The 12,889-nt window shown below is 62.1% G+C and carries 8 protein-coding genes; all 8 read left to right on the plus strand.

The genetic code is table 11. The features are described 5' to 3' along the window. Positions 1 to 34 precede the first annotated feature (34 nt). Positions 35 to 604, plus strand: a complete 570-nt coding sequence (gene hsp20 / locus N5D30_RS15325) for a small heat shock protein sHSP20 (protein WP_181121539.1) — start codon at positions 35 to 37, stop codon at positions 602 to 604. 96 nt (positions 605 to 700) lie between these two features. After that, the gene (gene clpK, locus N5D30_RS15330; protein ID WP_181121547.1) at positions 701 to 3,550 is read left to right on the plus strand and encodes a heat shock survival AAA family ATPase ClpK; all 2,850 of its coding nucleotides are present in this window, start codon (positions 701 to 703) and stop codon (positions 3,548 to 3,550) included. A 17-nt stretch (positions 3,551 to 3,567) separates the two neighbouring features. Continuing rightward, a complete protein-coding gene (gene cls / locus N5D30_RS15335) occupies positions 3,568 to 4,998 on the plus strand; it encodes a cardiolipin synthase (protein ID WP_279909639.1) in 1,431 nt (476 codons plus the stop codon). 27 nt (positions 4,999 to 5,025) lie between these two features. Then, positions 5,026 to 6,903, plus strand: coding sequence for an ATP-dependent zinc metalloprotease FtsH (ftsH, locus tag N5D30_RS15340; RefSeq protein WP_181121551.1), 1,878 nt, complete (start codon positions 5,026 to 5,028; stop codon positions 6,901 to 6,903). Positions 6,904 to 7,066: 163 nt separating this feature from the next. Continuing rightward, positions 7,067 to 9,874 carry a GGDEF domain-containing phosphodiesterase gene (locus N5D30_RS15345; RefSeq protein ID WP_227342567.1) on the plus strand — a complete coding sequence of 936 codons (2,808 nt, stop codon included), beginning with the start codon at positions 7,067 to 7,069 and terminating at the stop codon, positions 9,872 to 9,874. A gap of 183 nt (positions 9,875 to 10,057) precedes the next feature. Further along, complete coding sequence (psiE-GI, locus tag N5D30_RS15350) at positions 10,058 to 10,558, plus strand: heat resistance protein PsiE-GI (RefSeq protein WP_181121555.1); 501 nt, start codon at positions 10,058 to 10,060, stop codon at positions 10,556 to 10,558. After that, positions 10,536 to 11,501: a zinc metalloprotease HtpX gene (locus N5D30_RS15355; protein WP_181121556.1), complete on the plus strand. Its 966-nt coding sequence runs from the start codon at positions 10,536 to 10,538 to the stop codon at positions 11,499 to 11,501. Before psiE-GI ends, N5D30_RS15355 begins: the two co-directional genes overlap by 23 nt. Before the next feature lie 24 nt (positions 11,502 to 11,525). Continuing rightward, positions 11,526 to 12,677, plus strand: a complete 1,152-nt coding sequence (locus N5D30_RS15360; protein ID WP_181121558.1) for a trypsin-like peptidase domain-containing protein — start codon at positions 11,526 to 11,528, stop codon at positions 12,675 to 12,677. Positions 12,678 to 12,889 lie beyond the last annotated feature (212 nt).

The raw sequence follows: 12,889 nt of genomic DNA on the forward strand, positions 1-12,889 counted from the left end.
GTAACTCGTTTTTCAATTTTTCTGGAGGTATGACATGGACATCAATTTCAAGAAGTTGGCCCCCTGGAACTGGTTCAAGAACGAGCAGCAAGAGCAGCAGACCGCCTCTTCCCTGCCGGTGCAGCGCAATGACCTGCCGGCGGCGAGCGGGCCAGTCAGCCCGATCCTGCAACTGCATCGCGAGATCGACCGGCTGTTCGATGACGCGTTCCGGGGCTTCGGTTTTCCGGCGCTGGCCATGCCGCGGCTGCCATCCGATTGGTCGGGCATGCTGAAGCCGGCCCTGGATATCCAGGAAACCGACAAGCAGTACAAGATTGCCCTAGAAGTGCCCGGTGTCGAGGAGAAGGACATCCAGATCACCCTCGACAACGACGTGCTGGTGGTGCGTGGCGAAAAGCGCCAGGAACAGGAGAAGAAGGAAGGTGGCTTCCACCGTGTGGAGCGCTCCTACGGCAGCTTTCAGCGTGCCTTGAACCTGCCTGACGACGCCAACCAGGATTCGATCAAGGCATCGTTCAAGAACGGGGTGCTCACGGTCACGATCGACAAGCGCGAGGTCAGCGCGCCGAAGCAGGGACGTTCGATCCAGATCAACAGCTGACGTCGCCGGCTCGTTCGTCACAAGAAAAACCCGGTACGAGACGAGGTGTCGCGGCTCGCGATGCCTCGTCGCCTCAACTTTCTCAGGAGCATCAGCATGGCCAGAAAACAATGCCAGGTCTGTGGCCAACCCGCCACCGTGCGGGTGGAAGCCAATCTCAACGGTCGTCACAGCACCATGCTGTTGTGTGACGACCATTACCGCCAACTGGTGCGCCAGCAAAAGCGCACCGTCTCGCCGCTGGAAGCCTTGTTCGGCTCGCGCAGCGGCCTGTTCGAGGACTTCCTCGGCAGTGATTTCTTCCGCATCGGCGACGACGCGACGCCCGTTGCCGCCGATACCGATGACGTGGTCGATGCCTCGTTCGGCGAGCCCGCCGCCGCAGGTTCGGGTGCGCCGCGCCGTCGCGGCAGTGGTTTGGCCAGCCGCATCAGCGAACAGTCGGAAGCCCTGCTGCAGGAGGCCGCCAAACACGCTGCCGAATTTGGCCGCTCCGAGGTGGATACCGAACATCTGCTGCTGGCGCTGGCCGACAGCGACGTGGTCAAGACCATCCTGGGTCAGTTCAAGATCAAGGTCGATGACCTCAAGCGGCAGATCGAGTCCGAGGCCAAGCGCGGAGACAAGCCATTCGAGGGCGAGATCGGCGTGTCGCCCCGCGTGAAGGATGCGCTCAGCCGCGCCTTCGTGGCCTCCAATGAACTCGGCCATTCCTATGTCGGTCCGGAGCACTTCCTGGTCGGTCTGGCCGAGGAAGGCGAAGGTCTGGCCGCCAACCTGCTGCGCCGCTACGGCCTGACGCCGCAGGCGCTGCGCCAACAGGTCAGCAAGGTGGTCGGCAAGGGCGCCGAGGATGGTCGCGCCGAGACGCCGACCAACACGCCGGAACTCGACAAGTACTCGCGTGACCTGACCAAGATGGCGCGCGACGGTAAGCTCGACCCGGTGATCGGCCGCGCGCAGGAGATCGAGACCACCATCGAGGTGCTGGCCCGGCGCAAGAAGAACAACCCGGTGCTGATCGGCGAGCCGGGCGTGGGCAAGACCGCCATCGTCGAGGGGCTGGCGCAGCGCATGGTGGCGGGCGAAGTGCCCGAGACGTTGCGCGACAAGCGCCTGGTGGAACTCAACATCAACGCAATGGTGGCTGGCGCCAAGTACCGGGGCGAGTTCGAGGAGCGCGTGCAGAAGGTGCTGAAGGAAATCTCCGAGCATCAGGGCGAGCTGATCCTGTTCATCGACGAGGTACACACCATCGTTGGCGCCGGCCAGGGCGGTGGCGAAGGCGGGCTGGACGTGGCCAACGTGTTCAAACCGATGATGGCGCGCGGCGAACTGAACCTGATCGGCGCCACCACGCTCAACGAGTACCAGAAATACATCGAGAAGGATGCCGCGCTGGAGCGCCGCTTCCAGCCGGTGACGGTGCCCGAGCCGACAGTGGCACAGGCCATCATGATTCTGCGCGGCCTGCGCGACACCTTCGAGGCGCACCACAAGGTCAGCATCTCCGAGGACGCGATCATCGCGGCGGCTGAGTTGTCCGACCGCTACATCACCGCCCGCTTCCTGCCCGACAAGGCCATCGACCTGCTCGACCAGGCGGCCGCGCGCGTGAAGCTGTCGGCCACGGCCCGGCCGGTGGCCGTGCAGGAGCTGGAGTCCGAACTGCACCAGCTGCGGCGTGAACAGGATTACGTGGCCGCGCGCAAGCAGTACGACAAGGCCGCAGAGCTCGGCAAGCGCATCGAAGCCAAGGAGGCCGAGCTCAAGAAGCTGATCGAGGACTGGGAGCGGGAGCGGGCCTCCGGCAGTGCCGAAGTCAAGGCGGAACATGTGGCCCAGATCGTTTCGCGCCTGACCGGTATCCCGGTCAACGAGTTGACGGTGGAAGAGCGCGAAAAGCTGCTGCACTTGGAGCAACGGCTGCACGAGCGTCTGGTGGGACAAGACGAGGCGGTCTGTGCCGTGGCCGATGCCGTGCGGCTGTCTCGCGCCGGTCTGCGCGAAGGCAGCAAACCGGTGGCTACCTTCCTGTTCCTGGGCCCGACCGGGGTGGGCAAGACCGAGCTCGCCAAGGCATTGGCCGAATCGATCTACGGCGATGAGCACGCCCTGTTGCGCATCGACATGTCGGAATATGGTGAACGCCACACCGTGGCGCGGCTGGTGGGCGCGCCTCCGGGCTATGTCGGTTACGACGAAGGCGGTCAGCTCACCGAGAAGGTGCGGCGCAAGCCCTACAGCGTGCTGCTGCTCGACGAGATCGAGAAGGCACACCCCGACGTCTACAACATCCTGCTGCAGGTGTTCGATGACGGCCGCCTCACCGACGGCAAGGGCCGGGTGGTAGATTTCACCAACACCATCATCATCGCCACGTCCAACCTGGGTTCGGACATCATCCAGCGGCGGCTGAAGGCGCGCGGGGCGGCCGGCGAGGAGTACGAAAAGACCAAGGCCGAGGTGATGGACGTGTTGCGCGGCCACTTCCGTCCCGAGTTCATCAACCGCATCGACGAGATCATCGTCTTCCATGCGCTGGGCAAGGAGGAGATTCGCCACATCGTCGGCCTGCAGCTCGATCGCGTGGCCCGCAACGCCGCCAGCCAGGGCGTGACGCTCACCTTCGATCAGACGCTGATCGATCATTTCGCGGAAGAAGGCTACAAGCCCGAGTTCGGTGCGCGTGAACTCAAGCGCCTGATCCGCAGCGAGCTGGAAACCGCGCTGGCACGCGAGATGCTCGGCGGCGGAATCGGCAAGGGCGATCACGCCAGCGCACGCTGGGACGGCAAGGCCGAACGCGTGGTGTTCGAACGCCATGAGTCACCGCAGACTCCGGCCGAGCCAGAGCAGCCGGATGCCGCGAAGGCGGCCGAGGCGCCGCATGGCGACGCGGGTAAGGGCTCGCGCAAGAAGAAGTCGGCGAGCGACGCGTCTTAATGTTGGGAGAGGCTGCCGTGTCCGATCCCATCGGCCTGGCATGGGCAGCCTCCCTGGCCTCGATCGCGGTGGCGGTCGTGGCCGCGGGTCACGCGGTCGTCTACAAGCGTGATCCGCGGTCGGCCACGCTCTGGGTGCTGCTGATCGGGATGCTGCCGCTGCTCGGATCGCTGTTGTACCTGCTGTTCGGCATCAACCGCTACCAGCGACGGGCACGACGGCTTTACCCGAGCGCCAGCCATCCAACCCGGGCGACCGGCCCGGCGCAGGGAGACGACGCGCAGCCGGCGGCGCTTGCCGGTCTGGCTGCATTGGTCGGCCGCACCACTGGCCAGCCGCTGACGCGTGGCAACCGTATCGATCCGTTGGTGGGTGGCGAACAGGCCTACCCGACCATGCTCGCCGCCATCGAGTCGGCCCGACACAGCATCTTGCTGGCCTCCTACATCTTTGACGGCGTGGGTATCGGCGAGCAGTTCGTCGATGCCCTGAACCGGGCGCGTGCGCGTGGCGTACAGGTACGGGTGTTGATCGACGATGTCTACGCCCGATGGGCGCGTCACAGCGCCTACAAGCGATTGCAGCGTTGCGGCGTGACGGTTGCCGCTTTCAACCCGACGCTGATCCCTGCCCGTCTGCATGCAGTGCACCTGCGCAACCACCGCAAGCTGCTGGTGATCGACGGCGCGTTGGGCTTCACCGGCGGCATGAACATCGCCTGTCCCTATTGGCAGCCCGATGCACCCGCGCAGGCTTTTCGTGATCTGCATTTTCGGCTGCGAGGGCCGGTAGTGGTGCAGCTCATGCACTGTTTCACCAAGGATTGGTGCGACACCACGGGCGAGCAGCTCGATGAGCGTTTCTGGGCCAATGAGCCCATGTCAGTCGAGGAGGCTGGAGGCAGTCTGGCGCGAGGCATCGAGGCCGGTCCCGATGAAACCCTGGACCGCATGCGGTGGATCTTCACGGGCGCGCTGAGCGCGGCGCGACATTCGGTGCGCATCTGGACGCCTTACTTCGTGCCCGATCAGCCAATCATCGCCGCCTTGAACACAGCCGCTTTGCGGGGGGTACGCATCGAGGTGCTGACGCCTGCCAATGGTGATCACCCGGGCGTGCAGTGGGCCGCGCGCGCCCATTACTGGCAGGTGATGGAACATGGTGCCCGCATTTTTGAGCGCCCCGGGCCTTTCGATCACACCAAATTGATGCTGGTCGATGGTCTCTGGTGCTGCCTGGGGTCAGCCAACTGGGACGCGCGCAGCCTACGGCTCAACTTCGAGTTCAACGTTGAAGTCTATGACACTGCACTGTGCACGCAGCTGGAGGCGCTGTTCGACGGGGTCCGCAATGCATCGGTACCGGTGTTGCCCAGGATGCTGCGGGAGCGCCCGCTGGCGGTGCGATTGCGCGATGGCTTGGCACGCCTGTTCACACCCATTCTCTAACGACAGTTTGTCGAGGAGCAACGCGTCATGGAAAAGAAGAATCAATGGAACACCGGCTACTGGATCGTCGCCGTATTGCTGCTGCTGACGCTGCAGAACTACTGGCAAACGGCAAAGACCGTCGAGCCCGTGCCCTACAGCGAGTTCGAGAAGGCGCTGGCCGAGGGTCGAGTGGCGGAAGTGCTGGTGTCGGATCGCAGCGTGACCGGGCGTCTGAAGTCGCCGGACAGCCGGGGCAAAACGACGATCGTGGCGACCCGGGTCGAACCCGATCTTGCCGATCGCCTGTCGAAGTACGACGTGCCCTATGCCCGCGTGGTGGAGAGCACCTGGCTGCGCGATGTGTTGTCGTGGATCCTGCCGGCGGTGGCTTTCTTCGGCGTCTGGTTCTTCCTGTTCCGCCGCTTCGCCGAGAAGCAGGGCATGGGCGGGTTCCTCAGCATCGGCAAGAGCCGCGCCAAGGTGTTCATGGAGAAAAACACCGGTGTGACCTTTGCCGATGTGGCCGGCGTCGATGAGGCCAAGGCGGAGCTGGTCGAAATCGTCGATTTCCTGAAGAACCCGCAGGACTATGGTCGTCTTGGGGCGCGCATTCCGAAGGGCGTGCTGCTGGTCGGTCCGCCCGGCACCGGCAAGACCTTGTTGGCCAAGGCTGTGGCGGGTGAAGCGGGCGTACCGTTTTTCTCCATTTCGGGTTCGGAATTTGTCGAGATGTTCGTCGGGGTGGGCGCGGCGCGCGTGCGCGACCTGTTCGAGCAGGCACGCGGCCAGGCGCCGGCGATCATCTTCATTGATGAACTGGATGCTTTGGGCCGCGCACGCGGTGTCGGAGGACCGACCGGCGGACACGACGAGCGTGAGCAGACGCTGAACCAGTTGCTCACCGAAATGGATGGCTTCGACAGCTCGGTCGGGCTGATCATCCTCGCCGCCACCAACCGGCCGGAGATCCTCGATCAGGCCTTGCTTCGTGCCGGTCGCTTCGACCGTCAGGTGCTGGTGGACCGGCCCGACAAGAAAGGTCGCCTGGATATCCTGAAGGTCCATGTCAAGAAGATCACCCTGGCCCACGGTGTAGATCTGGAACAGGTGGCGGCGTTGACCACCGGCTTTTCCGGCGCTGATCTGGCCAATCTCGTGAACGAAGCAGCGCTGAACGCGACGCGGCGCAGGGCGCAGGCTGTGGAACTGCAAGACTTCACCGCCGCCATCGAGCGCATCGTGGCCGGCCTGGAAAGGAAGAACCGTGTGCTCAATCCGAAGGAGCGGGAAACCGTGGCCTATCACGAGATGGGGCATGCGCTGGTGGCGCTGGCGCTGCCCGGCACCGATCCGGTACACAAGATTTCAATCGTGCCGCGTGGCATCGGTGCACTCGGCTACACCCTGCAGCGGCCCACCGAAGACCGATTTCTGATGACACGTGCTGACCTCGAGCACAAGATCGCCGTGCTCCTGGGAGGGCGCGCGGCTGAGAAGCTCGTGTTTGGCGAGCTGTCCACAGGGGCTTCAGACGATCTCGCGCGGGCCACCGACATTGCCCGTGACATGATTACGCGCTTCGGCATGGATGAGAGCTTGGGGTACGTTGCTTTTGAGGCGCAGAGGCCGCGTTTTCTTGATGCGCCTGAACTGGTACAGGGTGGCTGCCGGGTAGCCGAATCGACTCAGACACGCATCGACCAAGCCATCCGTGACATCGTGATGGGTGTGTTTGATCGTGCATACCGAATTCTCGAAATCAACCGAGAAGTGCTGGAGCGGTGCGCGCGCGAACTGCTCGCACGGGAAACGCTGGATGAATACAGCATCCGGCAACTGACGCAGGGGCTACAGCTCGAATCCCCAGGCCCAACTGCCGGAGCCATGACTTCCTCTGTGTCCCAGGAGCCACCTCATGAGTGACAGCATGCATATCGTCTGCCCACACTGCTTATCAGCTGTTCGCCCCTTGAAGAAAGTGCGTAGCCGCGATGCATAGCGACCCTAACCACACAATCTTTGACGAAATGCGCTCCGAGTTGCAGAAACTTTGGAACCTCTGTTTCACCCATAAGGAGCGTCACCTTTGAACGAGACTCCTCAAATCTCAGCCCGACACTGTGGCCAGATTAACCAGAATGCCCATTTTGGCAGTTGGCATCTCGATCTTGGCTCGCAACTCCTCACTTGCTCCGATGAAGCCTGCCGCGTGCTCGGCCTGGATGTTGGTGCGCCAATAGCCTTTGAGCGATTCCTGCAGTGCATTCACCCTGAAGACCGCCCCCTCTTCGATAGGGCATGGGATGCTGCCATGTGCGGAAAGTCCCTTGATTTGCGGTATCGCATCGTCAGCGGAGGGCAGGTTCGCTGGATACACCTGCGGGCAACATTCAAGGGCGACGCCTCTGGTCGGCCCAGAGCGGCAGACGGGACGGTAGAGGACATCACCGATCTCAAGAGGGTCGAGCAGTCGCTGAACTCTATGCGCCGACAGCGAGAAGAGTTGGCCAGCCACGTTCCCGGTATGCTTTACCAATACCGTCTTCGTCCGGACGGCAGCTCGCACTTCCCTTATGCCAGCGCGAGGATACAGGAAATATACGGGGTTGCACCGGAGGATGTTGTTGAAGATGCCACTCCTGCGTTCGCTGCGCTCCATCCTGAAGACCGCGACCGTGTACATGAAACCATACAGGCGTCGGGGCAGTCACTCGCGCTTTGGCATGACGAGTACCGAGTGCAGTTTCCAGACGGTCGGGTGATCTGGGTCGAAGGCGAGGCGTCGCCTGAAGCCATGCCTGATGGGAGCATCCTCTGGCACGGCTATATCCATGATGTCACCTCACGCAGAAGATCCGCGGAAGAGCTTCGCCTTGCGGCTAAAGTTTTTGAGCACGCAGGAGAGGGCATCCTCGTTACGGACGCTCAAGGCCACATTGTCAACGTCAATCGGGCGTTTTCCGTGATCACTGGTTATGCGCGGGAGGAAGTAATGGGGCAGACACCTCGTCTGCTCGAGTCCGATCGCTATGACGATGAGTTCTATCAGACCGTTTGGCAGGCTCTGCGTGAGCACGACTATTGGCACGGAGAGCTCTGGTGCCGACGCAAGAACGGCAGTCAGTTTGCCGCGCTGCTGACGATCAGTGCAGTCCCGGATATGCGGGGCAATATTGAGCATTACGCAGCCATGTTTTCCGACATCACAGCGCTGAAGGAGAACCAGCAACAGCTTGAACGCGTTGCTCATTACGACCTGCTCACCGGCTTGCCCAATCGACTATTGCTTGGAGACCGCCTTAAGCAGGCCATTCGTCAGACACGTCGGCGTGGCATGCACCTGGCGGTTGTCTTCATCGATCTGGATGGATTCAAGAAGGTCAACGACCAGCACGGCCACGGAGTCGGCGACAAATTGCTTTCCGTCCTGTCCAGGCGTATGGCGCAGGTGTTGCGCGAAGACGATACCTTGGCCCGTCTTGGTGGTGATGAGTTTGTCGCTATTCTGGTCGACCTGCCGGATATTTCCGTCAGCGTACCGATTCTCGATCGCCTGATCGAGGTGGCTGTACAGCCCGTACCGATTGGTGACGCACTGTGCGAGGTGAGCGCGAGTATCGGTGTGAGCTACTACCCGCAAGGCGAAGATATCGCCGCCGATCAACTGCTGCGGCAGGCAGATCAGGCTATGTATCGTGCCAAGCAAGCCGGCAAGAATCGATATCACGTTTTCGATACGGAGAAGGATTGTACTCTGTGCACCCGTCACGAAGGATTTGACAGCATAAAGAATGCACTTGCCAATGGGCAGTTTCTGCTTTATTTCCAACCTAAGGTCAACATGCGCACCGGTGAGGTGCTGGGCGCCGAAGCCTTGATCCGCTGGCAACATCCGACGCGTGGCTTGTTATCTCCTGCCTCCTTCATACCCATCATTGAGAACCATCCGCTCGGGATTGACGTGGGGGAATGGACCATCGAGGCTGCGCTGACCCAGATCGAAGTTTGGCGCAAGGCCGGCCTTCATGTCCCGATCAGCGTGAATATCGGTGCGCGGCACTTGCTGCAACCGGACTTCATCATGCATCTACGGGGTATGTTGTCACGTCATCCCGGCGCCCAGCCGCAAGACCTTGAGCTGGAAATCCTCGAAACCAGCGCCGTGGAGGACTTCGTTCAAGTGTCTCAGTTGATGGCGCTGTGCGAGAGGATGGGATTGCGTTTTGCCCTCGAAGATTTCGGCAGCGGCTATTCCTCGCTGACCTATCTGAAGCGCCTGCCCGCGCACCTGCTCAAGATCGACCAAGGTTTTATACGCGACATGCTCGAGGATCCGGACGATATCGCCATCCTGGATGCGCTACTGGCACTGGCAAGGTCGTTTGGCAGGAACTGCATCGCGGAGGGAGTCGAATCCATTCAGCATGGTGAAATGCTGCTGCGTATGGGATGCGAGTGGGGCCAGGGTTATGCCATCGGGCATCCGATGCCGGCGCATGAATTCGAGCAATGGCTACACACCTGGCAGGTACCCTTATCCTGGAAGGAATTCAAACCTGACAGTCGCTCCGCGCTGCCCGTGCCGTTCACATACGCTGACCACCGGGTCTGGATTTCCCAGATGATCGACTATCTGTCAGGTAAGACCCACGTGCTGCCTCAACCCGAAGCACTCCAATACTGGCGGGATCAAAGTGGCCGTCCTACGTTCTTCGGCAAGGATCCTGATGATCAGGTCGATGTCCTGCATCAGAGCATCCAGCAGTTAGCGCACACCCTGAGTGAAATGAAAAATGCCGGCCGTGTCGAGGCATTGAGGGCTGGCATCGACAAGTTGCAACATTTGCAGGCAGATCTGCTGGGATTGCTGCCGCCAGCCCAGAAGCCGGATTGATGCCATGCATGGGACAAAGGGTTGACGTGCAAGAGGCTGATCCACCCATCGGCGGCGCCACGGGCGCGCAGGACATTATGCGCTGGGTGGCTTCGCAATTGCCTCGGCAATCCAGGTGTAATCGAGTCGTCCTCTCGGACTCCCCGTTCCATTAATGTTTCATTGAAAGAGAGAGCAACGCTTATGCATAAAGAATCTGGCCACACGGCCCTTGACGAGATGCGCTCCCAGTGGCGGTTGATGACGGTTTACGAGCGCTTCGAGCAGGTTGTTGCCCTCGTTCTGTCGGCGGTAATTGCCGTCATCATCGTGGTGTCGCTGTTCCAGCTTATCTCCATCGTCTTCACGCTGCTGGTCCTCGATGCCTTCAATCCCCTGGATCACAAGGTATTCCAGAGTGTGTTCGGCATGATCATGACGCTCTTGATCGCGATGGAGTTCAAGCATTCCATCGTGCGCGTGGCGCTGCGTCGGGACAGCATCATCCAGGTCAAGACCGTGATCCTCATTGGTCTGATCGCGCTGGCGCGCAAGTTCGTGATCCTTGACCCCGAGGCGAGCCCCGCAAAGATAGCCGCGCTGGCAGGCGCCACGCTGGCTCTGGGTGCGACCTACTGGCTGCTGCGCAAGCGCGACGACCGTGCCGCCGAGACATCTGAGCATGCCCCGTCATCATCCCAATGACCCGCGCGCGGCGTTGTTGCAACACCGCTGGCTCAACCGCCTGCAGACCGGGCTGTTGGTCCTGACCCTGGTCGGGATCGCAGCCGCCGCAGGAAGCCTGCTGTTCGGGGAAAGCGGCCTGTGGCTCGCGCTGATTGCCGTTGCTGGCGCGCTGCTGCTGGAGCCGGCAGCCGCGTCGGCGCTGACCTTGCGCCTGTACCGCGCACGGGCTTTGTACCCGCACGAAGCCCCCGAGATTTGGGCCCTGTTGCGCGAGCTGTCCGCCCGTGCCGGTTTGCCCGCCACGCCGGTGCCGCACTACGTGCCCAGTGCCGTCGTCAACGCCTTCGCCACCGGCTCGAAGCAGCATGCATCGATCGCTCTCACCGATGGCCTGCTGCGCAACCTGAATTCGCGCGAACTGGCGGGTGTGCTCGCGCACGAGGTCGCGCACATCGCTAATGAGGATCTGCGTGTCATGGGGCTGGCGGATTCCGTCAGTCGCCTCACGAGCCTGCTGGCGATGGTCGGACAGATCGCTATTGTGTTCAGCTTGCCCGCACTGCTGGCCGGCGCGGTGGCGGTCAATTGGCCTGGACTGCTTCTGCTGATCGCCTCGCCCCAGCTGGCCCTGCTCGCACAGCTCGGCCTGTCTCGCGTGCGTGAGTTCGATGCTGACCGCCTCGCGGCGGAGCTGACTGGCGACCCGCACGGGCTGGCGTCCGCGCTGGCGAAAATCGAGCGGGTCAGCCGCTCCTGGCGTGCCTGGCTGCGGCCGGGATGGGGCAATCCCGAGCCTTCCTGGTTGCGCACCCATCCGGCAACGCAAGATCGTATCTCACGCCTGCTGACGTTGGCGCCTGGCCCCGTAACAGCCTTGCCATTTCACACGCCCCATTTCTTGCCGGAATCCGCTGTGACGCCGCGCCCGCCGCGCTGGCGCCCGAGCGGGCTATGGCGCTGATTGCCTATCAACAGGAGACTTCTCATGGCCTACCCTGACCCGTACCCACGCCCCGCACCGGATCCCTTCATCCGGCGCTGGCTCGTCATCACTGCGTGCGTTGCAGCACTCATGCTGTTCTGGCAGTTCCTGCCCGCCATCGAAGCCTGGTTCAGCCCGCGCCAAGCCGCTGAGCGCACCGTCACGCCGCGTGGCGATCTGGCCGCTGACGAACAGGCCACCATCGAACTGTTCGAAAAATCACGCGCCTCGGTGGTCTACATCACCACCGCGCAGCTGGTGCGCGACGTCTGGACGCGCAATGTCTTCTCCGTGCCGCGTGGCACCGGCTCGGGCTTCATCTGGGACGACGCCGGCCACGTCGTCACCAACTTCCACGTCATCCAGGGTGCTTCTGAAGCCACGGTCAAACTCGCCGATGGCCGCGACTACCAGGCCGCGCTGGTGGGGGCGAGCCCAGCGCACGACATCGCCGTACTCAAGATCGGCGTCGGTTTCAAACGCCCGCCTGCCGTGCCGGTCGGCACCAGCGCCGACCTCAAGGTGGGACAGAAGGTGTTTGCTATCGGCAACCCCTTTGGCCTGGACTGGACGCTCACCACCGGCATCGTCTCGGCGCTTGACCGCACCCTTTCCGGCGACGCCAGTGGCCCGGCCATTGACCACCTGATCCAGACCGACGCCGCTATCAACCCCGGCAATTCCGGTGGCCCGCTGCTCGATTCGGCTGGGCGGCTGATCGGCATCAATACCGCCATCTACAGTCCGTCTGGCGCCTCGGCCGGCATCGGCTTTGCGGTGCCGGTCGATACCGTCATGCGCGTGGTGCCGCAACTCATAAAGACCGGCAAGTACATCCGTCCGGCGCTGGGCATCGAGGTGGATGAGCAGCTCAACGCGCGTCTGCAGGCGCTGACCGGCAGTAAGGGCGTATTCGTATTGCGCGTGACGCCGGGCTCGGCGGCGCACAGGGCCGGGCTCGTCGGCGTCGAGGTCACCGCAGGCGGCATCGTGCCCGGCGATCGCGTTATCAGCATCGACGGTATCGCCGTCGACGACGTCACCACATTACAGGCCCGGCTAGACGACAAGAACGTTGGAGATGTTGTGGTCTTGTTAGTGGAGCGGGCCGGCAAGACTCGCGAGATGCTTGTGGAACTACAACCGGGAGTTTGATGGAAAGTGGGTCATGGATCTGCACAGCGAAGCAGCCAAGCGACTTCAGCCTTGCGCCGAACTACGAGCCCTAGCTAGTGCAGTGGGGGGAAGGCTGTTTAGGTTAAATGGATATAAGGGAGTCATTTTTGATTGTGTTTTTAAAAGAAGGTGTTGATTTTTTTGGGTAAGCATTTAGGGCGTCCAAGGGTTGGAGCAGTTGGCACGGATGA

The sequence above is a fragment of the Pseudomonas sp. GD03875 genome (genome assembly GCF_029840585.1).
Lineage (GTDB): Bacteria > Pseudomonadota > Gammaproteobacteria > Pseudomonadales > Pseudomonadaceae > Aquipseudomonas > Aquipseudomonas paralcaligenes.

Bases quoted from the DNA above. Each gene is read 5' to 3' on its own strand.
- hsp20 (WP_181121539.1), top strand. From the start codon at position 35: ATGGACATCAATTTCAAGAAGTTGGCCCCCTGGAACTGGTTCAAGAAC.
- N5D30_RS15355 (WP_181121556.1), top strand. From the start codon at position 10,536: ATGCCCCGTCATCATCCCAATGACCCGCGCGCGGCGTTGTTGCAACAC.
- ftsH (WP_181121551.1), top strand. From the start codon at position 5,026: ATGGAAAAGAAGAATCAATGGAACACCGGCTACTGGATCGTCGCCGTA.
- clpK (WP_181121547.1), top strand. From the start codon at position 701: ATGGCCAGAAAACAATGCCAGGTCTGTGGCCAACCCGCCACCGTGCGG.
- psiE-GI (WP_181121555.1), top strand. From the start codon at position 10,058: ATGCATAAAGAATCTGGCCACACGGCCCTTGACGAGATGCGCTCCCAG.
- N5D30_RS15360 (WP_181121558.1), top strand. From the start codon at position 11,526: ATGGCCTACCCTGACCCGTACCCACGCCCCGCACCGGATCCCTTCATC.